Origin of the sequence: Azospirillum sp. B21 (assembly GCF_008364825.1) — a bacterium.
Classification (GTDB): Bacteria; Pseudomonadota; Alphaproteobacteria; order Azospirillales; family Azospirillaceae; genus Azospirillum.
The window spans coordinates 259871-283451 of sequence record NZ_VTTO01000003.1 but is presented as its reverse complement, the minus strand read 5'-3'; the positions used below and the strand labels follow the sequence as shown (position 1 = coordinate 283451).

21 protein-coding genes are annotated in these 23581 nt (G+C 68.9%); 9 read left to right on the top strand and 12 right to left on the bottom strand.

The window, feature by feature from the left end; translation table 11 throughout:
- The first annotated feature begins 2 nt into the window (after positions 1-2).
- From tssM to FZ983_RS09545, 4 genes are all read left to right on the top strand, one after another.
- A complete protein-coding gene (tssM, locus tag FZ983_RS09560) occupies positions 3-3644 on the top strand; it encodes a type VI secretion system membrane subunit TssM (RefSeq protein WP_149223323.1) in 3642 nt (1213 codons plus the stop codon).
- Positions 3626-5635 (top strand): serine/threonine-protein kinase, encoded by a 2010-nt coding sequence (locus FZ983_RS09555; protein ID WP_149223322.1) that lies wholly within the window; start codon positions 3626-3628, stop codon positions 5633-5635. The genes tssM and FZ983_RS09555 overlap by 19 nt, the downstream gene beginning before the upstream one ends.
- A 59-nt stretch (positions 5636-5694) precedes the next feature.
- A complete protein-coding gene (locus FZ983_RS09550; protein WP_188092282.1) occupies positions 5695-6138 on the top strand; it encodes an ATP-binding protein in 444 nt (147 codons plus the stop codon).
- A gap of 356 nt (positions 6139-6494) precedes the next feature.
- Positions 6495-6680 (top strand): hypothetical protein, encoded by a 186-nt coding sequence (locus FZ983_RS09545; RefSeq protein WP_143273396.1) that lies wholly within the window; start codon positions 6495-6497, stop codon positions 6678-6680.
- 24 nt (positions 6681-6704) lie between these two features.
- Here FZ983_RS09545 and FZ983_RS09540 read toward each other — a convergent pair whose 3' ends face one another.
- Positions 6705-6887: a hypothetical protein gene (locus FZ983_RS09540; protein WP_149223320.1), complete on the bottom strand. Its 183-nt coding sequence runs from the start codon at positions 6885-6887 to the stop codon at positions 6705-6707.
- A 192-nt stretch (positions 6888-7079) separates the two neighbouring features.
- Between FZ983_RS09540 and FZ983_RS09535 the strand changes: the two genes are divergently transcribed.
- Positions 7080-7499, top strand: coding sequence for an RcnB family protein (locus FZ983_RS09535; RefSeq protein WP_188092281.1), 420 nt, complete (start codon positions 7080-7082; stop codon positions 7497-7499).
- Between the two features lie 7 nt (positions 7500-7506).
- Here the strand turns inward: FZ983_RS09535 and FZ983_RS09530 are convergent, their stop codons facing one another.
- Together FZ983_RS09530 and FZ983_RS09525 are read right to left on the bottom strand one after the other, a co-directional pair.
- Positions 7507-9414, bottom strand: coding sequence for a response regulator (locus tag FZ983_RS09530; RefSeq protein WP_149223318.1), 1908 nt, complete (start codon positions 9412-9414; stop codon positions 7507-7509).
- A gap of 8 nt (positions 9415-9422) precedes the next feature.
- Positions 9423-12014 carry a response regulator gene (locus FZ983_RS09525; RefSeq protein ID WP_149223317.1) on the bottom strand — a complete coding sequence of 864 codons (2592 nt, stop codon included), beginning with the start codon at positions 12012-12014 and terminating at the stop codon, positions 9423-9425.
- Positions 12015-12333: 319 nt separating this feature from the next.
- On the opposite strand from FZ983_RS09525, the gene FZ983_RS09520 reads away from it, so the two are divergent.
- Positions 12334-12651 (top strand): cupin domain-containing protein, encoded by a 318-nt coding sequence (locus FZ983_RS09520; protein WP_188092280.1) that lies wholly within the window; start codon positions 12334-12336, stop codon positions 12649-12651.
- A 42-nt stretch (positions 12652-12693) separates the two neighbouring features.
- On the opposite strand, the gene FZ983_RS09515 is transcribed toward FZ983_RS09520, so the two are convergent.
- Both FZ983_RS09515 and ndk read right to left on the bottom strand, forming a co-directional pair.
- On the bottom strand, positions 12694-13197 hold the full coding sequence (locus FZ983_RS09515) for a hypothetical protein (protein WP_149223315.1): 504 nt from the start codon (positions 13195-13197) through the stop codon (positions 12694-12696).
- Between the two features lie 161 nt (positions 13198-13358).
- Positions 13359-13781 carry a nucleoside-diphosphate kinase gene (gene ndk / locus FZ983_RS09510; RefSeq protein WP_014197473.1) on the bottom strand — a complete coding sequence of 141 codons (423 nt, stop codon included), beginning with the start codon at positions 13779-13781 and terminating at the stop codon, positions 13359-13361.
- Positions 13782-14027: 246 nt separating this feature from the next.
- On the opposite strand from ndk, the gene FZ983_RS09505 reads away from it, so the two are divergent.
- Entirely contained in the window at positions 14028-15584 is a 1557-nt protein-coding gene (locus FZ983_RS09505; RefSeq protein ID WP_149223314.1) for an MDR family MFS transporter, read from the top strand.
- Between the two features lie 4 nt (positions 15585-15588).
- On the opposite strand, the gene FZ983_RS34495 is transcribed toward FZ983_RS09505, so the two are convergent.
- The 5 genes from FZ983_RS34495 to FZ983_RS09480 form a co-directional block, all read right to left on the bottom strand.
- Positions 15589-16701 (bottom strand): AI-2E family transporter, encoded by a 1113-nt coding sequence (locus FZ983_RS34495; RefSeq protein ID WP_211102885.1) that lies wholly within the window; start codon positions 16699-16701, stop codon positions 15589-15591.
- Positions 16702-16944: 243 nt separating this feature from the next.
- Positions 16945-18375 (bottom strand): ATP-binding protein, encoded by a 1431-nt coding sequence (locus tag FZ983_RS09495; RefSeq protein ID WP_247883688.1) that lies wholly within the window; start codon positions 18373-18375, stop codon positions 16945-16947.
- A 169-nt stretch (positions 18376-18544) separates the two neighbouring features.
- Positions 18545-19225, bottom strand: coding sequence for a response regulator transcription factor (locus tag FZ983_RS09490; protein ID WP_149223611.1), 681 nt, complete (start codon positions 19223-19225; stop codon positions 18545-18547).
- Positions 19226-19314: 89 nt separating this feature from the next.
- Complete coding sequence (locus FZ983_RS09485) at positions 19315-20886, bottom strand: DegQ family serine endoprotease (RefSeq protein ID WP_149223311.1); 1572 nt, start codon at positions 20884-20886, stop codon at positions 19315-19317.
- A gap of 132 nt (positions 20887-21018) precedes the next feature.
- Positions 21019-21438, bottom strand: coding sequence for a secondary thiamine-phosphate synthase enzyme YjbQ (locus FZ983_RS09480; protein ID WP_149223310.1), 420 nt, complete (start codon positions 21436-21438; stop codon positions 21019-21021).
- Between the two features lie 123 nt (positions 21439-21561).
- Here FZ983_RS09480 and FZ983_RS09475 point away from each other — a divergent pair, with 123 nt between their 5' ends.
- A complete protein-coding gene (locus FZ983_RS09475) occupies positions 21562-22014 on the top strand; it encodes a carbon monoxide dehydrogenase subunit G (protein WP_149223309.1) in 453 nt (150 codons plus the stop codon).
- Positions 22015-22122: 108 nt separating this feature from the next.
- The gene (locus FZ983_RS09470; protein ID WP_149223308.1) at positions 22123-22734 is read left to right on the top strand and encodes a nitrogen fixation protein NifQ; all 612 of its coding nucleotides are present in this window, start codon (positions 22123-22125) and stop codon (positions 22732-22734) included.
- 6 nt (positions 22735-22740) lie between these two features.
- On the opposite strand, the gene FZ983_RS09465 is transcribed toward FZ983_RS09470, so the two are convergent.
- Both FZ983_RS09465 and FZ983_RS09460 read right to left on the bottom strand, forming a co-directional pair.
- Positions 22741-23010, bottom strand: a complete 270-nt coding sequence (locus tag FZ983_RS09465; protein WP_247883687.1) for a hypothetical protein — start codon at positions 23008-23010, stop codon at positions 22741-22743.
- A 71-nt stretch (positions 23011-23081) separates the two neighbouring features.
- The gene (locus tag FZ983_RS09460) at positions 23082-23486 is read right to left on the bottom strand and encodes a response regulator (RefSeq protein WP_149223306.1); all 405 of its coding nucleotides are present in this window, start codon (positions 23484-23486) and stop codon (positions 23082-23084) included.
- Between the last annotated feature and the right edge of the window lie 95 nt (positions 23487-23581).

Genomic DNA, 23581 nt, shown 5'->3' with positions numbered 1-23581 from the left:
CGATGCTGAAAACGATCCTGTCCGCCTTAACTTCCCGCTGGTTCCTGACGCTGGTCGCGGCGCTGTGCCTGGGCGCCATCGTCTGGTTCCTGGGGCCGCTCGTCTCCGTGTCGGGCGCCTTCCCGCTGGAGGACGCGACCATCCGGCTGGCAGTGGCGTTCGGCATCCTGCTGGTCTGGGCGCTGGCGATGCAATGGTCGCTCTACCGCCACCGCAGCGCCAACGACCGCATGGTGCAGGCTCTCGCCAAGGCGACGCCGGCCGCCAAGGGCGATCCGGATTCGGAAGCCGTCGGCCAGGAGACCGACCTGCTGCGCGGCCGCCTGCGCGAGGCGCTGGACCAGCTGCGCAAGGCGCGCTTCGGCGGCACCTGGGGGCAGCGCTACCTCTACCAGCTTCCCTGGTATCTGCTGATCGGCGCGCCTGGGGCCGGCAAGACGACGGCGCTGGCCAATTCCGGCCTGCGCTTCCCGCTCGCCGCCGAGATGGGCCGGGCGGCGCTGCGTGACGTCGGCGGCACCCGCAACTGCGACTGGTGGTTCACCGACGAGGCGGTGCTGATCGACACCGCCGGCCGCTACATCACCCAGGACAGCCAGCCCGCCATCGACGGCAAGGTGTGGAAGAACTTCATCGCCCTGCTGAAGCGCCACCGTCCGCGCCAGCCGGTCAACGGCATCCTGCTGGCCGTCAGCCTCGCCGACCTCGCGGTGTGGAGCGAGCCCGAGCGCAAGGGCCATGCCGAACAGCTGAAGCTGCGGCTGAAGGAGCTGCGCGGACAGGTCGGGTCGCGCGTGCCGGTCTATGTGCTGCTGACCAAGGCCGACCTGATCGCCGGCTTCGCCGAGTTCTTCGACGATCTCAGCCGGGAGGAGCGCGAACAGGTCTGGGGCGTCACCTTCCCGCTGGACGACGGCAAGAGCGGCGACGACGCCCCGGTCTACCGCTTCGGCACGGAGTTCGACGCGATGACCGGGCGCATCGCCCGCCGGGTGCTCGACCGCGTGCATGGCGAATCCGACATCCAGCGCCGCTCGCTCGACACCCTGTTCCCGGCGCAGATCGCCGCGCTCAAGCCGGCCATCACCGACCTGCTGATGGTGATCTTCGAGCCCAACCGCTACGAGGAACGGGCGCTGCTGCGCGGCGTCTACCTGACCAGCGGCACCCAGGACGGCGCGCCGGTCGACCGTTTGTCGGAAATGGTTGCGGGGTCCTTCGGGCTCGACCGGCCGGTCCTGCCGGCGGCCAGCGGCGGGCGCAGCTTCTTCCTGACCCGCACCCTGCGCGAGGTGGTCTTCGCCGAGGCCGGGCTGGTCGGCACCAATTCCGGGCTGGAGCGGCGGCGGCGCCTGCTGCGCGGCGGGGCGATGGTGGCGATGCTGCTGGCCGGGCTGGGACTCGCCGCCTTCTGGGCCAACAGCTTCACCGGCAACGCCGCGCTGGTCGCCGGGGTCGATGCCGCCGCCGGCAAGGCGCAGGCCGAACTGGCGCCGCTCGCCACCGCACCGCGGTCGCTGACCAAGGTCGACGACACCGATTTCATCACCATCGTGCCCCCGCTGAACACGCTGCGCGCCATTCCCGCCGGCTGGACCGATCCGGCGCCGCTGGAGATGACCGGCGGTCTCTACCAAGGCGACCGACTGGGCCGGCAGAGCGAGACCGTCTATGATCGCGCGCTGCGCACGATCCTGCTGCCGCGCGTCTTCCTGCGGGTGGAGGAACAGCTGCGCCGCGAGCGCGGCCGGCCCGAATATCTGTTCCAGGCGCTGAAGGTCTATCTGATGCTGGCCGGCAAGGGGCCGCTGGACAAGGCGCTGGTGTCGGACTGGATGGCGCTCGACTGGATGGCCTCGCTGCCCGGCCCGGCCTATGACGGCGTGCGGCGCGACCTGCGCGTCCATCTCGACACCATGCTGGCCGCGCCCCTCTCATCCATGGAGCCGGACGAGGCGTTGGTGGAGGAGGCGCGCCAGAGTCTGACGCGCTATCCGCTGGCCGAACGCGGCTTCGCCATCCTGCGCGACCGACCGGAGATCCAGGCGCTGGCCGACTGGCGGCTGGTCGACCATGCCGGTCCGCTGGCTGGCCGGGTGCTGATCCGCCCGTCGGGCAAGCCTTTGTCGGAAGGGGTGCCCGGCCTCTACAGCTATGACGGCTTCCACAAGGCGGTGCTGCCGGCGCTGCCCAAGGTCGCCAAGGCGCTGGTGGACGAGAACTGGGTGCTGGGCCAGCCGAGCAGCGGTCCGCAGGCGGTCGCCAGCGCGCAGCGGCTGGAACAGGGCATCCTCTCCGTCTATCTCGACCGCTACGCCCGCCAGTGGGACGAGCTGCTGGGCGACGTGGTGATCGTGCCGCTGCGCAGCCTGAACCAGGCCGCCGACGTGCTGAACACGCTGTCCGGCCCGCAATCGCCGCTGAAGCTGTGGCTGACCGCCATGGTGCGCGAGACGACGCTGGCTCCCGGCCCGAATGACAAACCCGCCGACGGCAAGGGTCCGGTTGCCGGCGGTCCGCTGGCCGGGATTGCCCAGCAGGCCCAGGCGGGCGAGAAGGCGGTGGAGTCCACCGGCACCAACGCCGCCTATCTGGCGCGGCTGGCCGGCGTCTCGCTGCAGCCGGCGGGCCCGCCACCGGGCCAGCCGATCAACGACCACTTCAAGGCTCTGCGCGACCTCGTGCAGGGCGAAGGCGGGGCGCCGCCCAAGCTGGACGACTCGCTGAAGCTTCTGGGCGAGCTGTACCAGCAGATCGCCCGCGCGGCGAATGCTCCCGACCAGAACGGCGCTCTCCTGGCCGGGCTGGCCGGCGGTGCGGACAAGGGGGCGGTGGCGGCGCAGTTGCGCAATCTCGCCCGCGACCTGCCCGACCCGGTCGGCGGCATGGTCGCCACCGTGGCGCAGAGTGCGGCGACCGTCAGCGCCGGGGGTGCGCGGTCGCAGATCAACAAGGCGTGGCAATCCACCGTCCTGCCCTTCTGCCGGGCGGCGCTGGACAACCGCTTCCCCATGGTGCCGAACAGCCAGGTGGACGTGACGGCGGCGGATTTCGCCAAGCTGTTCGCGCCGGGCGGCATGATCGACCAGTTCTTCAACACCAACCTCCGCCCCTTCGTCGACATGACGGTCAGCCCCTGGGCGTGGCAGAAGGTCGATCAGGTCGATCTCGGCATTCCGCCCGCGGTGCTCGACCAGTTCGAGCGCGCGGCTCGCATCCGCGACAGCCTGTTCCCGGCCGGCGCCGCCACCGCCAAGGTGATGTTCGAGATCACCCCGGTCGAACTGGATGCCAAGGCGACCCAGGTTGCGCTGGACGTCGACGGCCAGACGCTGATCTACCAGCACGGCCCGCCCCGCCCGCAGGTGATGAAGTGGCCGGGGGCGGAGGGCACCAGCAGCGTGCGCCTCGGCTTCGGCCCGCCGCTGCCGGGCGAGCCGGCCGGCATCTCGCGCCAGGGCCCCTGGGCTTTGTTCCATTTCCTCGCCGACGGCAAGCTGGAGTCCACGCCGCAGCCCGACCGCTTCACCTTCGCGGTGACGGTGGGCACCCGCAAGGCGGTCTTCGCCCTGCGGGCCGACAGCGTGAACAACCCCTTCGGCAAGAACCTGCTGGAGAGTTTCCGATGCCCGACGGCTCTGTAGGCGGCGTGCTTCCCAGTCCCATCGGCCCCTACCGGGTCGAGGGCGTGCTGGGCCAGGGCGCCATGAGCGTGGTCTACCGCGCGACCGATGGGCGGACCGGGCAGCCGGTGGCATTGAAGCTGCTGCGCGGCGAATTGCTGGCGGCGGCGGAGCGCAATGCCGTGCTCGCCCGCTTCGGGCGGGAGGCGGAGATCGGGCTGAAGCTCGACCACCGCAACATCGTGCGGGTGCATGACTACGGCATGCTGGACGCCGCCCATGGCGGCGCGCCCTACCTCGCCATGGAACTGATCCAGGGCAAGGAGCTGAAGCACTACCTGGAGGCCGACACGCCGCTGTCGGTGCAGCAGGGCGGCGAGCTGATGGCGGCGGTGCTGGACGCGCTGGCCTTCGCGCATGCCCGCAACATCATCCACCGCGACATCAAGCCGGCCAACATCGTGGTGGAAGCCGACCTGACGCCGAAGCTGGCGGATTTCGGCATCGCGCAGATCTCATCATCCGACCTGACCCAGGCCGGCGACCTGCTGGGCACCCCCGCCTACATGGCGCCGGAGGTTCTGCGCGGGGAGAAAGCCGACGCCCGCAGCGACCTGTTCTCCGCCGGGGTGGTGCTCTATTACCTGCTGGCGCAGCGGCGGCCCTTCTCCGGCTCCGTCGCCACCGTGATGCAGCAGATCCTGTTCGTCGAGCCGCCGCCGCCCTCCCACGGCAATCCGGAGCTGCCGCCGCCCTTCGACACGGTGATCCTGAAGGCGCTGGCGAAGGCGCCGGCCGACCGCTATGCCAGCGCCGCGGAGTTCGCCGAGTCGCTGCGCCACGCGCTGGCCGTCGCCGGCACCATGCGGGCGGCGACTCCGGCCACCGAACTGACCCTGTTCAATGCCGAGGTTCCGGCAGCCACCGCTCCGGTGCGCGACCGCAACGCCCTCGCCGCGGCGCTGGAAACCGCCCTGCGCGCCATCCCCGGCCAGCCGATCGACGCCCGCAAGCTGACCGAGCTGCTCGATATGCTCGCGGAGTGGCAGGCAGGATCCGGCGGCGATGCGCAGCGCTGGCAGTCGGTGCTGCTCGGCGCCGGGATCGAACCGCTGGCCGAGCTGATCGTCTCGGCCACCCCGGCTCCGCGCGCCGCCCCGGCGAGCCAGCGGCGCGACTGGATGCCGCTGGTCCGGCTGTTCGCCGCGATGAACCGCGCGCTGGCCGGAACGCCGGCCGCCGACCGGGCGAAGATGTCCGCGGCGCGCATCGCCTTCGACCTGTCCGGCCGCTTCTTCCTCTATTCCGGTGAGCTGAACCGGGTGCTGATGGACGGCGACAACCCGGACATCCAGATGCTCTCGCTCGACTTCCTGCGGCTGGAGATCCTGCAGCACGCGCTGGAGGAGCTGGGAGCCGAGGCGGAGCTGGCGCAGAGCCGCAGCGCCATGCTGATGTTCGCCGTCCAGGTCATCCGCAAGGTGACGCAGATCCTGCGCGCCTGCACCGACGGCAACGACGGTCTGGCACGGTTCGGCGTCGCCATCATCCTCGCCAACATCGAGGAGCTGATCGTCATGGCCCAGCGCCTGTTCGAGACCGGCGGACAGGCGACCGGCGGCCTGCCGCAGGACGCGGTGGCAGAATTCATCGCCGCCGCCGGCCGCTTCGCCACCCTGTCGGTGGAGGAACTGCGCGGCGAGGTCGCGACTGGCGCCGGCACGGCCGAGAGCTTCGGCGCCCGCCTGCGCGGCGTCGGCCAGCTCTACCTGTTCGCCACCCGCCTGACCGCTCCAGATTGCGCGCCGCTGATGCACAGCCTGTCGACCATGCTCTACGGCCTCGTCGCCGGGCTGACCGCCGATCTCGGCAATGCGCCGGTCGGCGACACCGGCGCCCGCGCCCGGCTGGTGGCGCTGGCCGAGATGGCGAGCGGATTGGGCTGGAGCGAGGTGGAGCGGATCGCCGTGAGCGCGTTGCGCCGCTGGGCCGTCGTCGGTGCGGCGGCCTGACACGCTCGCCGTAATGCTGGAAAAATGTAACCGGGCCAACGGATATGGGGGATCGGCGCATGGATGAGCGGATTGACGGTGCCGTGACGAACCGCCTGGACATGCTCCTGCGCAACGACCTGTCCGAATTGACACGGCTGGCCGAAGCGGTGGACGAGTTCATCGAACGCAACCAGCTGCCGCCCGATCTTGCCTTCAAGTTCAATCTCTGCTTCGACGAGTTGATCACCAACACCGTCTCCTACGGCTACGACGATGCCGGCCCGCACGAGATCCGGGTGCGGATGGAAGCGGACGCCGCGGAACTGCGGGCGGAGGTGGAGGACGACGCCGCCGCCTTCGATCCCTTCGCCGACGCCCCGCCGCCCGACCTGACCAGCGACGTGGATGACCGCCGCGTCGGCGGACTTGGCGTGTTCCTGGTCAAGAAGACGATGGACCGTGCCAGCTATCGGCGCGAGGGCGACCGCAATCTGGTCCTGCTTGCCAAAAGCTTCGGCTGACCGCAACCTTTGGCAGCGGATGGCGATCCGGCAATCCCCTGAGAAATTAGGGGATATAGCTTCTGGACTATCGGGGGCACAGCGTCTCCGCTTCGCCACGCCGGATAAGTCCCCAACAATAGCAAGGTCAAATCGATTACCTTGCGAACTTTATGCACCTCTTGCCGGTCGTCTGCCGCTTGTCTTCCATGACAATCCGGCAAAGCAGAGCGTTCCGCTTTGCAACAAACCGACACATGACAAGCTTCGCCGTTTACAGCATTATTAACGCTGACCATCGGTCCAAACCGGGCTACCACTGTCCGACAGGGACCGGGACATGGAAGGCGAACGCTAACGTGTGGAGTCGACGCATCATGACCGGGACGCAGTGCCAAGAGGCACGCTTGCGCCTTGGCTGGTCGACACGGATGCTGGCGAACAAGGCCGGTGTGCCGTGGTACGCCGTTATGAATCTCGATTACGGAACGGGCGAGGTCGACCCGGCCATCGTCGATGCCCTCGCCCGCGCCTTCAAACAGGCGGGTCTGGAACTGCGCTGAGCATTCCGCAAGCGCCTGAACTTTTCACTTCTTCTTCCCGGCCTTGCCCTTCTCCGCCGGGCGGTCGATGTGTTTCGCCGATTCGGTGTCGGGGGTGATCGGCTTGCCGGTGTCCGATACGGCCTTCGCCGCTTCGAGCGGGTCGGCGATGTCGCGGTCCGGATCGTTGGACAGGGCGTGGCCCTCGGTCGCTTTCTGATCTGCCATGGGACGGCTCCTTCCATAGGGTCTTCGCATCACAACAGACGGGTGTGGGCTTTCGTCCCCATTCGAGTCGGATACACTCTGTTACCGAAATGCTGGCGGGCGGACACAGCCCCGCAACGAAGGCGCGCCATTCTGACCGCCACGGATGCCCCGGCACGACCGGCCGGCACCGGAAGGAAAAGGATGGACAGCATGAAGAAGACCCTGCTCGCCATGGCCGCCGCAGTCCTCGTCGTCACTGCCGCGACCGGCACTCCCGCCTTTGCCCGGGGATGGCAGCCCGGTCCGGACAATCGTCACTCAGCCCAGCATCAGGGCCACGAACGGGGGCAGAATCAGGGTTGGGGCGAGCGTGACCAAGGCCGCCGGACGGAATCGCACGGCCCTGTGACGACCCACCGCTTTGGCCCGCCGGACGGTCGCGGCTGGCAGGCGGGCCAACGGCTGCCGCAGGAATGGCGTGCGCCGCGCCATGTCATCGCCAAGCCCGCCGCCCACCACCTCCATCGTCCGCCACCCGGCCAGCGCTGGGTCCGCGTCGGTCCCGACGCCGTGCTGGTCGCCTCCACCACCGGCATCATCGTGAAGATCATGCCCGGCCTGTTCCGCTGACCGGCCCCTACTCCCCGATCCCCTTCTGCGCCAGGACCAGGAAGACCTTCTCCTCCAACTGGTCCGGCGTGAAGGGCTTGGCGATATAGCCGCTGACATGGTGGGCCAGCGCCCTCTTCACCGCCTCCAGCGTGGCTAGTGCGGTGACCATCAGGAATGGCAGGTCGCTGCGCGTCTCGCGCACATGCTTCAGCAGGTCCAACCCGTTCAGCCGCGGCATCATCCAGTCGCAGACGATCAGGTCGTAGGCCGCCCCGTCGGCCTGGAAGCGCTGCAACGCGTCCTGACCGTCGACCGCGGTATCAACCTGCCCGATGCCCAGTTCACGAAGGACCGAGGTGACGAAGGCACGCGGCCCGTCTTCGTCATCCACCACCAGCACCCGCTGTGCGGCGAGGTCGAGGAAGGGCACGCCGACCATCGTCAGCGACTGGCGCAGCCAGCCGGCCCTCGCCGCCCGTTCCTTCGGGCCCGGCGCGTTCAGCAGCACATGGCGGACGAAGCGCGGCCGGTGGCAGTGGCGGTAGAGAACGCGGGCCACCGCCAGCCGGCTCTTGCCGCTGCAGAAGGCCCCCTCCCCCGCCAGACGGACGATGTCCAGTACGGCGTCCGCCGGCGGGTCGTCCTTCGCCTGGATCAGCGGCGCCAGCACGCGCTGTGTGCGCAGGAAGGCGTTCTGGATGTCGTCCATCTGGCCGGCGAGATACTCGCGCTCCTCCTCCGGGAAGGCGCTGGACTGCACCATGCGCTGGACCTCCGCCAGTCCCTTCAGCTTTTCATTGCGGTCCTTCCAGCAGTCCAGCAGCCGGCCGGCGAAGTCGCGGCTGTCGAAGAAGCTCTTCAGGTAATCGGTGACCGCCTTGGCCGCGGTGGGCGACAGCGGCATCTTCTGCAGGACGAACAGGATACGCAGCTTCTGCATGAAGTTGCGGCCGCGCGTGATCTCCGGAACCGTATCCTCGTTGACCAGCAGGGCGGTGCGCCGCTGCAGCGCCGCTTCGGTCCGGGCGCCGCCGGCATAGTTGCCCTCGCGGTCGCGCAGGCGGGCGGACAGGTCGCTCAGCGCCAGAATTTCGCGCTGCACCGCTTCGATGCCGAACATGTCGCCGGCACTGGCGATGGTGAAGCAGGCGGGCTTGGCCATCTCGCGGCGGAAGGCGGCGGTCAGCGCTTCTCGCAGGGCCGGCATCGGCACCCGCCGCATCAGCGCATCAAGCCGGCGGAAGACCTGCGGCGCGTCGTCGGGCATCGGCCGGTCGGCGGCGATCAGCGTCACGATCAGGTCGATCAGCGTGACGAAGGGCGCGTCGCGCGCGCAGGACGCGGTGCCGGCATCGCTCAGCATGATCTCGCCCAACAGCCGTTCCAGCGGAACCAGCGCGTCGGGATGCTCGGTGGTCGCGGCCAGTTCCAGCAGGGATTCCGCCTTTTCGGCGAAGCTGCGGCCGGTGGCGATGTGCTGCGTGATGGCGGCGTCGAGCAGGAAGCGGCCGAGAAAGCCCCCATTGGACAGAAGCTCCGCAGCCGTGCCGGGATAGGCGTCGGGCAGGAAATCGGGTGGTGGGTTCTCCTTCAGCCTTTCCCGCGTCAACCGGGCGATCTCGTTGACCAGCGGGGTCAATGCGCCCTTCTGACCGCCGGGCCTCTCCATCGCCCGTTCCGCCTGGGTCAGGATGGCGACGAAGGTGGCGGTGTTGGACAGCGATGTCTGGTGGCGCGGGTGGTGCAGCAGTTCCGTCGCCGTCAGCGCATTCTCGTCGAGGAAGCGGCGGCAGAAGCGGCCGACGCTGTCCCGCCCGGCCGCCGCATAGAAATCCGCAGGCTCCCGGCAGACGTCGGGAGCGGACCCGTCGGCTTCGTCAAGCGCGGCCGGAGGGGCCGGGTCGGCGCGGTCGTCGTGGCGGGAGGGCTCCATCACGGTCCTCACAAGGCCAGAAGGTCGCGCAGGGCGTGGAGCAGCCGCTCCGGCGCCACCGGCTTCATCACGATCTGCCGCCCTTCCTGGGCCGTCAGCCCTGCCGCCGTCTCGCGCGAGGCATAGCCGGTCAGGAACAGGATGGGCAGAAGCTGGTTGCGCGTCTCCAGGGCGCGGGCAAGCTCAAGCCCATTCATCCGCGGCATCGACACGTCGCTGACCACCGCGTCGAACAGGCCGCCGGCCTCGTCATAGCGCTCCAGCGCCTCCCGCCCGTCCGACGCCTCGACCACCGTGCAGCCGGCCTCCTCCAGCACGAGGCGGAGGTAGCGGCGCACCGAGTCCTCGTCGTCCACCAGCAGGATGACCGCCCCCTCCCCCTCCGCGACATGCAGCGGGTCGAGCCCGGCGGGGACGGCCGGCGGATCCACCGCCGGCAGGAACAGGGCGAAGGTGGCGCCGCGTCCCGCCTCCCCTTCCAGTTCCACGGCGCCGCCGGCCTGCTGGGCCGTGCCGTAGACCATCCACAGGCCGAGCCCGGTGCCCTTGCCCGGCTCCTTCGTGGTGAAGAAGGGCTCCCAGATGCGGTCGCGAATCGCCGATGGAACGCCGGCGCCCTGGTCGGTCACGCGGATCGCGACATAGCGGCCGGGCTTCAGCCCGCGATGGCGGGCGAAAAAGGCGTCGTCGGGCGTCTCCACCGTCAGGGCGATGGTCAGGGTGCCGCCGTCCGGCATGGCGTCCCGCCCGTTCAGCGCAAGGTTCAGCAGCGCCTGGTTCAGCGTGACCGGATTGACCAGCGCATAGGCATTCTGGGGGGCGCTTTCGTCCCCGGCCTGGATCGCCACGTCGATGCCGGCGCTCAGCAGCGGCTTCAGGAAGACCCGCATGTCGCGCACCAGCGGCGCGATCGCCACCACCTCCCGCTCGTCCGTCACCCGGCGGTGGGAGAAGTCCAGCAACTGGCCGGTCAACGCCGCCGCCCGTTCGGACGCCTTGGCGATTTCCTGCACGCAGGTCAGGACGCGGTCCGGATCGGCGGGATTGCGCTCCGCCAGCCGGGCGAAGCCGCCGATCGCGGTCAGCATGTTGTTGAACTCGTGGGCGATGCCGCCGGCCATGCGGCCGACCGCCTCCATCTTCTGGGCGCGCTGAAGCTCGCCTTCCACCCGGCGGCGGTCGGTGATGTCGTTCAGCACCAGCAAGACCGCCGGACCGCCGCCATAGACCGCCGGGCTGGCCCCAACCTCCAGCCGGCGGCGTTCGCCGTCCGGGCGCAGGGCGTCGCATTCCAGCCGCCGCTGCTCCCCGTCCGCCGCGACGGCAAAGGTCGCTTCCAGCGCGTCGCCACCCTCCAGGAAGCCGGCCAGGGGCAGGCCTTCCAGCGCATCGGCGGCGACGCCCAGGATCGCGGCGGCGGCGCCGTTGGCGAAGCGGATGGCGCTGCGGTCCCAGATGACGATGCCGTAGGGCGCCAGTTCCACCAATTGGCGGTAGCGCAGCTCGCTTTCCCTGAGCGCGGTCACGGTCTGCTTCAACCGGGCGGTCTGGCCGGCCAGCTCCTCCTCCCGCATCTTCAGCTCTGTGATGTCCATCAGGATCTTCACTACGCCGCCGGTGCCTGTCGCATGCTCGCTGATGCGGTACCAGCGCCCATCGGACAGCCGGCCGTCCACCGGGGCGGAGTGCTGGAGGTGGCGGGTCAGCCGCTGTTCCACCCAGGCGCCGATGTCGCCCTCGCCCTCATACCCGCCGCGTTCCGCAGCCGCCCGCAGAATCTCGGCAAAGCTGCGTCCGGGGGTCAACAGGTCGGCAATGGTGGGATAGGCGCGGCGGTACTGCTCGTTGCAGATCAGCAGCCGGCCGTCGGCGCTGAACAGCACGAAGCCCTCCGACACGCTGTCGATGGCGTCATGCACCACCGCCTGCATGAAGCGCGCCTCCACCAGCGCCAGGGTTTCTGCGGTGGCGTCGATGCCGCAGCCGCGATAGCCGCGGAAGCGCCCATCGGCGTCGCGCACCGGCACGGCGCTTAGCCGCAGCACGAGGTCACGGCCATCCACCCCCTCGAAGCTCACCTCCAGGTCGCGAAAGGGCTGTCCGGCCTCGATGTCGGCGCGGTACTCGGCCCAGGTCGCCTCGTCATCGACCAGAGCCCCCAGGTCGAGCAGCGATTCGCCGAACACGCTGCCGGGGTCGCAACGCAGCAGCGTCCCCAGCCGGTCGGACAGGGTGAGATAGCGATGGTCGGCCCCCGTCTCCCAGAACCAGCCGGGAGAAGCGGCGGTGAAATCACGGGCGCGGGCCTGCATCCAAGCCAATTCGCTCTGTGCCTGCCGCAAATCCGCTCCCGACCGCGCCAGCGCCGCAGCGTTGCCGCCGGCCCGCCGGGCGCTCCACAGCGACAGCCCGCCGGCAAGGGTCAGGGCGCCGGCCACCGGCCATGCGGCCTGCCCGGTTGCGGCCAGACCCGCCAGGGTGCCGAAGGCGGCCAGCCCGGCGAGAAGACCGGGAATTGAAGCGGAAAGTCGGGCGCGACCGGCGACCGGTTCGACATCACCCGCAGTGCGGAGCAGGTGGTCGGTGTCTGCAACGTTCACGGTGCCTCCGCCGGTCCGAAGGGTGATTGTCCGACGTCATCGCGTCTAACCCTATCGTCATAGAAGGTCAGGCGTTAACAGCTGGTTTCGAGGCTAAGCTTTCCTTCAGAATGCGACTTCTCGAATCATTTCAGCCCATCTGCGGACTACCGCACCGCATCAGGAGACCTGACGAAGTTTCGTTCACCGGACCCTGCTTTTCAGGTGGATGTTCTTACGGTCAGTCATGACCCTATCCGAAATCTCCCGGCTTGGATGGAGATCCGGACGGTGCCGATGCACGTATCATCCGGTTGCCACCGCAGGAAGGGGACCCGGCATGCCGAAGGCGGACGTCGTCACATGGAGCGATCTCCCGGCCCAGACGGACGGAGAAGCCGAGCGGCGCGAGTTCCTTGGCGCAGGCGCATCGCTGAAGCATGTGGTCATCAAGGCGGGAACCTCCGCCCCGCGCCACAGCCACGCCCATGAACAGTTCGTGATGGTCGTGGAGGGTCGCGTCCTGCTGACCTGCGAGGCCGGACCGGTGGACCTGCGTCCGGGCATGGTCATCCGTTTCGACCCGGACGCTTGGCACAGCGCGGATTTCGTCGAGGACACGGTGCTGGTCGAGGTGAACCTGCCCCCCGCAAGTTGATGCCGCAGGGGCGCGGAACGTCGCAGGCGTCGAATTCGCTTCTCAGACGTCGATTTCGAGGTCGTCGTCTTCCGGCGTACGGCCGAGCAGCAGGTCGGCGGCGTCCAGGGTCAGCGCCTCCACCTCCTCGTGGCGGTCCTCCTCCGGCAGGCGCAGCGCATGCATCACCTGGGTCGCCAGATGGATCAGCATGGCGCGGACGCAATCATCCTCCGGATACTCCAGAGCCACCATCTCCTTCAGGAAGGCGCCCAGTTGCTCCGGCGTGTTCCAGGGATGGGTGATGACGGTCTCGAAGCCGCTGGTGCCGAGGAAGACGGCGTTCAGCGCGGTCGCCTGCCGATTGATGCCATCCACCGCCTCGTCCTGGTCGAGCTTGCCCTGCAGGACCTGATTGAAGGCGTCGAGGCTGAGATCGATGAACTGGCGGACCAGCAGCCGCACCACCGTCTCGTCCGCCAGATCGTTCCGGGCCTGCGGCTGGGTCAGGATCGGCAGCGGTTGCAGCAGCGCCGCGATGATCGGCTTTGCGGATTGGGATTCCATCGCGGGCACTCCTGTCGGATTCGGCCCCGGCGCTTGCGGGGCAAAAATGTCTATGGCTCCCGATACTGCCAGAGCCTGATGCAAAACGCAAAAAAGGCCGCCTCCTTGCGGAAGCGGCCCTTTTCTCTGCCGGCCGGGCGCGATGCCCGGCGCTCGCGAAATCAGCCCACCAGCTCGATGCCGGCGAAGAAGAAGGCGATCTCCTGGGCCGCCGTCTCCGGGGCGTCCGAACCGTGGACCGAGTTGGCCTCGATCGATTCGGCGAACTCCTTGCGGATGGTGCCCTCGGCGGCGTTGGCCGGGTTGGTGGCGCCCATGATCTCGCGGTTGCGGGCGATGGCGTTCTCGCCTTCCAGGACCTGCAGGACCACCGGACCGGAGATCATGAAGGACACCAGGTCGTTGAAGAACGGACGCTCGCGGTGCACGCCATAGAACTGCTCGGCCTGGGCCTTCGACAGCTGGACGCGCTTCTGGGCGACGATGCGCAGGCCACCGTCCTCGAACTTGGCGTTGATCTTGCCGGTCAGGTTGCGGCGGGTGGCATCGGGCTTGATGATCGAGAGGGTCCGTTCGACGGCCATGGTGGTGACTCCTGCAGGTAAGGCTTTTCGCCGATTAAAAAGCATGCAGGCGCCACCGGTTGAACCGGGGCGCCGATGGGCCGCTTTATAGAGGCGCTTTGGCGGCGCGGCAAGGCGTTCGTTGGAGAATGCGGTTGAACCGCCATCGGACTTGCCCCATCGAGCTTGCATGGAACGGTTCCAAGTCTATGGTGGGACCGCCTCCGGTGCCCCGTGCAACGACCTCAACGGCCGAGACGCCCGACCATGACCGAGACCGCCGCCCGCCCCGCCTCCTCCGACGATGTCCCGCCGGTCTTCACCCACCAGGAGATCCTGCGCGTGTTCAGCGGGGTCGCGCTGGCGATGCTGATGGCGGCGATGGACCAGACCATCGTCGCCACCGCGTTGCCGACGATGGCGAGCCAGTTCGGCGGGCTGGAGATGCTACCCTGGGTGGTCACCGCCTATCTGCTGACCTCCACCACCACGACACCGATCTACGGCAAGCTGTCCGACCTCTATGGCCGCAAGCGCGTGCTGCAGACGGCGATCCTGCTGTTCCTCGTCGGCTCCGTCCTGTGCGCCGCGGCGCAGAGCATGACCCAGCTGATCCTGTTCCGCGGCCTGCAGGGGCTGGGCGGCGGCGGGTTGATGTCGCTGGCCTTCACCATCATCGGCGACGTGGTGGCCCCGCGCGAGCGCGGACGCTACCAGGGCATGATCGGTGGCGTCTTCGCGCTGGCCAGCGTCGCCGGGCCGCTCTTGGGCGGCATCTTCACCGAGACGATCGGCTGGCACTGGATCTTCCTGATCAACCTGCCGCTGGGGGTGGCGGCCTTCGCCATGACCCGCAGTACCCTGTCGCGCCTGCCCGCCGGCCGGACCAAGCCGCGCATCGACGTGGCCGGCGCGGCGCTGCTGACCGGGGCGGTCACCTGCCTGCTGGTCTACGCCACCCGCGGCGAGGCGATGGGCTGGGGCAGCGCGGCGGCGCTGGCCCTACTGGCGGCGGGCCTCGCCATGCTGGCCGTCTTCCTATGGCACGAGCGCCGGATCGAGGAGCCGATCCTGCCTCTGCACCTGTTCCGCCGCCCGGTGGTCGCGGTGGCGACGCCGGTGGTCGCGGTTTCGGCGATGGTGCTGTTCGCCGGCATCGTCTATCTGCCGCTGCACCTGCAACTGGTGCAGGGCGCCAGCGCCACCGTGTCCGGCCTGCTGCTTCTGCCGCTGGTGCTGGGCATGACCTTCGGGTCGGTCGGCGGCGGCCGGCTGATCGCGCGCACCGGGCGCTACAAGGCCTTCCCGCTGGTCGGTCTCGCGCTGTCGGGGGCGATGTACGCGCTGCTCGGCACCCTGCCGGAGCTGGCCGCCAGCGGGCTGTGGTCGACGCTGATCCTTGTGCCGCTCGGCATGGGGCTGGGGCTGGTGATGCCGGTGATGACGGTCGCCGTGCAGAATGCGGTGGAGCAGCGCGACCTGGGGGCGGCCACCGCCTCGGTCGGCTTCTTCCGCTCGCTCGGCGGCTCGGTCGGCGTCGCGGTGTTCGGCGCCGTGTTCAACGCCGTGGTGTCCGAGCGGCTGGAAGGCGCCGGCCTGTCCGGCCGCGCGGTGCTGGACCATGGCGCCGCCGCGCTGGCCGATCTGCCCCCTGCCGTCCGCAGCGGGGTGGTGGCGACGTTGGAGCACGGATTCGCCACCCTGTTCCTGCTGGCGGCCGCCCTGGCGGTCGTTTCCTTCGCCATGACCCTGTTCCTGAAGGAACTGCCGCTGCGCTCCTCCCGCACGGACCGGGGCGAGGCCGCTCCGGCGGCGGAGGGCTGAAGCGTCAGGATTCGTCGTTTGGGAAATGCCGGGGCTGGCCAAGCTTGTCCTCGATATAGAGCAGGTTGACCAGCACCAGCACCACCACGGCGATCGGCGTCGCCAGGAACATGCCGAGGATGCCGAACAGCACGCCCCCGGCGGCGATGGCGCCGATGGTGATCACGGGCGGCAGGTCGACCACCCGCTTCTGCAGCAGCGGGGTGACGAGGTTCCCCTCCACCTGCTGGATGACCAGATAGAGCCCGGCGACCCACAGCGCATCCTGCGGCGACTGGGCAAAGGCGATCAGCAGCGCCGGGATCGCCGCCAGGAAGGGGCCGACAAGCGGGATGAACTCCAGCAGCCCGGCCACCATGCCCAAGGCCAGCGCCGACGGAATGCCCAGCAGCCAGAGCCCGACAGCGGTCAGCGTGCCCACCGCGGCCATCGCCACCATCTGGCCGATCAGCCATTTCCACAGGCTGTCCCCGGCGACGTTCATCACCTCCCAAGCCCGCTCCTGCCCCTGCGGCGGCACCAGCAGCACCACGCCGCGCCGGTAGACGCCGGGCGAGGCCGCCAGATAAAGCGCGGCGAACATCACCACCACCGCATCGCCGATGACATAGACGAGGCTGCTGGCGAAGCTGCTCAGCTGGTTCATCCAGGGCCACTCCTTGCCCTGGTCCATGATGCGCTGGCGCCACTCGTCCGGCAGCATGGCCATGGCCTTGGTCACCTGCTCCTGCAACTGGCCGAGCTGTGCCGTCATCGAGGTGCCCATCAGCCAGCCGCCGCCGCCGACCAGCAGCACAAGCACCACCAGCACGATGGCCAGCGCCCAGCCATGGCCCAGCCCTGTCGCCTGCCGCACATAGCCGGTCAGCCGCTGCAGCAGGATGGCGAACAGCACGCCGGTGAAGATCAGCAGCAGCGTGCCCGACACCTTCCACAGGAACAGCGTCAGCGCGGCCACCCCGGCGACGATCAGCACCTTCCAGGTGAAGACGGCCAGTTCGCCGCGCGCGGCCCGCGCCGGCGGCTCGTCCTGCGTCGCCCCGCTGCCGGTGCGGCCGGGCGGGACGGCGCCCGGGGAAGCGGTCTGGTGGGCGGCTGGGCGGCTGGGTATCGCCATCTCTCGGAACTCCCGCGCTTGCGGCCGCCTGACGGACGGCCCTGGGGGAGAACGCTCAAGTCCATCGGACGTTGCGGAAAGTCAGCAGGCTAGGCCGTCGGCGGTAGTCCGAAGATCGATCTGGAAGCCGGTCGGCGCCGCCCCATATCAAAAGGGACGCCAAGGAGTCATTCTCGCTGATGTCACTTTGAAAGCCCGCCGCATGGCGGGCTTTTTTTTGGCGATGATGGCGGCCTTGAGCCCCTAGCGCCGCGCTTCCGGCGGGAACACCAGGCTGACCCGCAAGCCCGGCGCGTTGTCGTCCAGTTCCAGACGTGCGCCATGCAGCGTCGCCACCGCATCGACAAGGCTCAGCCCCAGCCCGTTGCCGGGCGACGCGCGGGCGGTGTCCAGCCGGACGAAGCGTTGCAGCACCTTGTCGCGCATCTCCGCCGGAATGCCGGGACCGCTGTCGGCCACCGAGATGCAGGCGGCGCGGCCGGGCGCCGGGCCTTCCAGCACCAGCGAGATGGTGCCGCCTTCCGGCGTGTACTTGATGGCGTTGTCCAGCAGGTTAGACACCGCCTGGGCCAAAAGCTGGCCGTTGCCGCGCACGGTCGGCTTGCCTCGGACATCCACGCTCAGCCGCTGGCCGCGTTCGTCCGCCACCGGCTCGTAGAGGTCGGCGGCCAGTTCGACCACCTCGGCCAAGTCGACCGGCACGAAATCCTGCCGCTTGGCGCCCGATTCGGCCTCCGCGATCGACAGCAGGGCGCTGAAGGTGGCGAGCAGCCGGTCGGCCTCGGCAATCGTGTCCTGCAGGACGGTGCGGTAGACCTCCGGGTCCTCGGTCTCGTGCAGCAGGGCAAGCTCGATGCGGGAGCGCAGGCGGGTCAGCGGCGTGCGCAGGTCGTGGGCGACGCTGTCGGTCACCTGCCGCATCCCGGTCATCAGCCGCTCGATGCGGTCGAGCATGGCGTTGAGGTTGCCGGCCAGCCGGTCCATCTCGTCGCCGCCGCCGAAGCGCGGCACCCGGTCGCTCAGGTCGCCGCTCATGATCTGGCGGGTGGTGCGGTTGATCGCCTCGATACGCCGCATGGCGCCGCGGCTCATCAGCAGCCCGCCCCCCAGCCCCAGCAGAGCGGTGGAACCCAGGATCCAGCCGAGCGAGCGGAACATGCGGGTGCGCAGCTGGTCGATCTCGCTCATGTCGCGACCCACCAGCAGGCGGAACTGCCCCGGCAGGGTGAAGGTCACGGCCTGCGCGGTCGACGGCCGGTCGGTGACCCCACCATAGTCGGCGACCTTGAAATGGGTCCATCCGCTGGCATTGGGCACCGCCGCCGGCCAGCCCGACAGGTTGCCGGCCAGAATCACCCCGGCAGCGGTGGTCAGCAGATAGATGGAGTTGTTGTTGGGAACCGCGCTGCGCGTCCGCACCACGTCCACCAGACCGGGCAGGCCGTGGATGCGGTAATGGTCCTGCAGCCCGGCGACCTCCAGTGCGATGGTCTCGCCGATCTCCTGCTCCAGGAAGCCGGCGGTGGTGCGATAGACGACGCCCAGGATCAGACCGACCGACAGCACGAACATCGCCAGATACAGCAGCGCCAGCCGGAACGCCGTGGTCCGCACCAGCCGCAGGCCCGCGGCAAAGAAGCCGTGCAGGCCGCCGGAGTGGGTCTCCCCCTTCAACAAAGGCCCTCTCCCGCTGGGCGCAGGCCCTCTCCCCCCCGGGGAGAGGGTTGGGTGAGGGGGATGCGTTGCGAGGATCGTCCGGCAAACGGAACCCCCTCACCCTGCCCTCTCCCCGGGGGGGAGAGGGAAAACGCCGCCATCAAAGTCCCAACTCCATAAATTCCCGTTACCCCTCCGCCACGCGCAGGCTGTAGCCGGCGCCACGGACGGTGTGGATCAGGGGGGTGGGGAAATCCTTGTCGATCTTCTGGCGCAGACGGGCGATGTGCACGTCGATGACGTTGGTCTGGGGATCGAAGTGATAGTCCCATACATTCTCCAGCATCATGGTGCGGGTCACCACGCTGCCGGCGTTGCGCATCAGGTACTCCAGCAGCGAGAACTCGCGCGGCAGCAGGTCGATTGCCTTGCCGGCGCGTTTGACGCTGCGCGACAGCAGGTCCAGTTCCAGGTCGCCCACCACCAGCCGGGTCTGCGGCTGGGCCGCGCCGCGCCGTCGCACCAGCACCTCGATGCGGGCGAGAAGCTCGGAAAAGGCGAAGGGCTTGGTCAGGTAATCGTCGCCGCCGGCCTTCAGCCCCTTCACCCGGTCGTCCACGCTGCCCAGCGCCGACAGGAACAGGACCGGCGTGTCGTTGCCGGCCGCCCGCAGAACCTGGACCAGCGACAGCCCGTCGCGGCCGGGCAGCATGCGGTCGACGATCATCACGTCGTAATGCTCGGCACCGGCCAGGAACAGGCCTTCCTTCCCGTCATTGGCGACGTCCACCACATGGCCCGCCTCCTTCAGCCCCTTGGCGAGATAGCTGGCGGCCTGGCGATCATCTTCAATGACGAGAATCTTCATGAGCACGAGTGTAGCCTCCCAAAACAGCCCGGCCAAGCGCGAGCATGCCGCGCCCGGCCGGACTTCCGTCACTCAGGCGGCGGACCACCTCAGGCCTTCAGCTTCAGTGCGACGAAGGACTCGTTGCCCTGACGGTTGATCAGCATCAGCAGCGCCTTCTGGCCGGCCTTCTCGGCTTCGGTTACATGGCGGCGGACGTCGGCCGGGCTCTTCACCTCGGCATCGCCGATCCGCTCGATCACGTCGCCGGGACGGATCGGCACGTCGACGCTGCCCGACAGTCCGACCACCACCACGCCCTGGACATCGTCGCCGATTCCCAGTCGCTTGCGCGCCGCCGGGTCGAGCGGGGCGAGCTTCAGCCCCTTCACCGGCGCGACCTCGGCTTGCGGGCCGGAGCCATTGCCGCCGTCGGTGTCGGCCGACGCGACCTGCGGCTGCTCGCTCAGGCGGTCGATGCGGACCTGCACCGACGTTTCACGGCCGCCGCGCAGGACCTTCAGCTCGACCGTGCCGCCGGGCTTGGTGTCGGCGACGTTGCGGGTCAGGTCGCGCAGGCTGTTGACCGGCTTGCCGGCATAGCTCAGCACCACGTCGCCCTGGCGCAACCCGGCGCGCTGGGCCGGGCTGTCGGCGGTGACGTCGGCCACCAGGGCACCCTTGGCGGCGGGCAGGCCGACGCTGTCGGCGATGTCGGGCGTCACCTCCTGGATTTTCACGCCGAGCCAGCCGCGCTCGACCTTGCCGGACTCCTTCAACTGGGCCACCACGTCCTTGGCAAGGTTGGAGGGGATGGCGAAGCCGATGCCGACCGAGCCGCCGTTGGGGGAGTAGATGGCGGTGTTGATGCCGATCACCCGACCGGCGAGATCGAAGGTCGGGCCGCCCGAATTGCCGCGGTTGATGGCGGCGTCGAGCTGGAAATAGTCGTCATACGGCCCGCTGTGGATGTCACGCCCGCGGGCCGACACGATGCCCTTGGTGACGGTGCCGCCCAGCCCGAACGGATTGCCGACCGCCATCACCCAGTCGCCGACGCGGGTCTTGTCGCTGTCGGCCCAGTCGACCGACGGCAGCGGCTTCTTCGGCTCCACCTTCAGCAGGGCGATGTCGGTCTTGGCGTCGCGGCCGATCACCTTGGCCGGCATGGCGGTGCCGTCCTGCAGGGTGACGGTGATCTCGCTGGCGCCGTCGATGACGTGGTTGTTGGTCACGACGAAGCCGGCCGGATCGATGATGAAGCCGGAGCCGAGCGCCCCGCTCTTGCCTCGCGGCCCAGGGCTCTGGTCATCCTGACCACCGTCCGGACCGCCGTTCCGGCCCATCTGGTCCTGGAACTGGCGGAAGAACTCCTCGAAGGGCGAGCCGGGCGGGAAGCCGGGGATGCCGGGGCCGCGCTGCGCCCGCGGTTCGGCCTTGGCATCCTGCGTCGCGGCGATGTTGACGACGGCGGGGCTGACCTTGGCGGCCAGATCGGCGAAGGTGGAGGGCGTGTCCTGCAGCATCGTCACGGCCGGCGGCGTGGCCGTCTGCTGCGCATGCGATGCCGCCCATCCGGCCAGCGCCGGCCCCGTCAGCACCGTGGAGCCCAGCAGCAGGGCGGCGACGGTGCGGCGCAGGCGGTTCGGACGGTTCGGCGTGGTGGAGGGAATGGTGGTCATGGCGACAACGCTCCAGTGATGCGGTTCCGGGTGTCCGGTGTTGTCCGCAATCTAGGATGCCGCCGTTGACCGGCGCCTTGCGACCGGATGAAAGATATTTCAGACGGACTGCCCGTCCTTATCCCCCAGGGCCTATTCTCCCAGCAGATGCAGCACGATCTCGCGCCGGTGCGGCCGGGCGCGGTGTTCGAACAGGTAGATGCCCTGCCAGGTGCCCAGCACCGGCTCCCCTTCCATCACCGGAATCGACAGGCTGACGCCGGTCAGCGCGGAGCGGATGTGGGCTGGCATGTCGTCGGGCCCCTCGGTGGTATGCTCGTAGAGCGACGGGTCCTCCGCGACCAGCCGGCGGAAGAAGCGCAGCAGGTCGGCCTGCACGTCGGGATCGGCATTCTCCTGGATGGTCAGGGAGGCCGAGGTGTGGCGGCAGAAGACCGTCAGCAGGCCGGTGACCATCCCCTGCTCCGCCACCCAGCGCCGCACCGGGGCCGTCACCTCGACCAGTCCGGTGCCGCGGGTGGCGATCGTCAGCATCGTGGCGGCTTGTCGCATGGGATCCATCCTCCTGGTGGCGTTCAGCGGCTTGGTTCCGGCCGCAATCAATACCAGATGTGTCTGCCCGGCCGTTGCACCGGGGTTGCGACCTTGCGGGACTGCGAAAGAGGAAGACGGCGCATGGACATCACCGGTACCCACAGCGTCCCCGGGCCGCGCGACCGCGTGTTCGCGGCGCTCTGCGACCCGGCGGTGCTGATGCGCTGCATCCCCGTGCTGGAAGAGATGGAGCGGCTGTCCGCCACCGACTACGCCGCGCGGGTGCGCACCACGCTGGGGCCGATGAAGGCGCGCTTCTCCGGCCGGCTGAAACTGGAGCCGGAGGATGGCATCCACCGCTACCGGCTGGTCGCCCAGGGCAACGGCGGGCTGGCCGGCGCCGTGAAGGGCGAGGCGCAGGTGGTCCTGGAGGAGGATGACGGCGGGCGCACCCTGCTGACCTACAGCCTGACGGTTGCGCTGGGCGGGGCCGTCGGCCGGCTGGCGGTGAAGCTGGTCCAGGCCAAGACCGATCGGGTGCTCGCCGCATTCTTCGAGCGCTTCGCCGAGGAGATGCATGCCCGTCCTGAATGATGCGGCGCAATGCCGCAGGCCGCCGGTTGGGAGAGCGTCTTTCGCACATGCAGCATCCTGGGTCAGGATAGCAGGCGTCGCGGGTGCTTCCAGCCGGTGGAGATGGACATGTCCAAGCTCTCAGCCCATTCGCCTGCCTGCGCTCCGGATTGCACGGACCCGGACGATCCCGCTGCCGACCGCATGATCTTCGGCCGCATCCTGGCGCTTGCCGCCGCAGATGAGGCGCGGACGATGCCCCAGACGCTCGCACTGAGCAAGGCCGACCTTGCGGAGATGGCGGCCCGCCACGCCCCGCAATTTACAGCTGCCGTCGCATCCCTCCCCGATGAGGCGGAAGCCGGCGAGGATGCCATCGAGGAGGCCGACCTGCGCGCCTTCCTGATCGACCATGGCGCGCGCGGCACGGATGAGGAGCGCTGGCTGGCCGCCATCCTGGCCCGCCGGTCGTTGGCGCCGAACCATCTGTGGCAGGATATGGGGTTCCACGACCGTGGCGAACTGAACACGATGTTCCGCCGCCATTTCCCGGCGCTGGTGGCGCTGAATGCCGGCGACATGAAGTGGAAGAAGTTCTTCTACCGGCAGCTTTGCGAGCGCGAGGGGCTGATGCTGTGCAAATCGCCCAATTGCGAGGTGTGCGACGATGTGGAGGTCTGCTTCGGCGAGGAGGCCGGCGATCCGCTGGCGACCCTGTCACGCCTTGCCCGCAACAGCTGAAGGGCTTCAGCGCGGCTGGGCGCCCAGATCCTCGAAGGCCATTCCCTTGTCGGTGCGGCGGAAGCGCCCCTTGCCGTTGACGGTCAGCGGTTGCTGCCCCGGCTGCGGCACGAAGGTGGCGGCGTAGTAACAGTCATACTGCCCGCTGCCGTCCTGCCCGTTCTTCAGCTTCGCTTCGACGCAGCCCTGCTTGCGGAAATTGTCGAAGGCGCGGAAGGCGGCATTGCCCTGCCGCTCCAGCATGCGGCGGGTGTGCATCTCCACCAGCTTGCGCATGTCGCCCTCCGACGGCTCACCGGAGCAGGCCGTCAGAATAAGCGCAAGCGTCGGAATGACCGTACGGAGCCTCACCGTCCCCCCAGCAGCCTGTCCATCCGCTCCTTCAGCGCGGCGAAGGATGGGGGTTTGACCACGAAGCCGTTGACGCCCAGCGCCATTGCCTGTTTCACGATCTCGGATTCGGTGTGGTTGGTCAGGAAGACCACCGGAGCGCGCGGATTGGCAGCCTCGGTGCTGGCGCGCAGATGGGCCAGGAACTGAAGGCCGGAGACCGGCTTCATGTCGATGTCGCAGACGATCAGGTCGGGGTTGACGCGGATGCACTCGTACATCGCCGACTCGCCATTGTCGGCCTCGGCGACGTCGCGGAAGCCGATCTGGCCCAGAATCTGGACGATGGTGCGGCGGACGAAGGGCTGGTCCTCGACGACCAGAATGCGGTGCAGGGAGTAGTCGATCGTCTGCATATCCATCCCCGATCCTCCAGCCAATTCGCCGCTTTCCACTGATACCGTCCGAGCCGGCGGCGGGCAACCGAAGGCCGGTTACCGTCAGGTGGAATATGGTT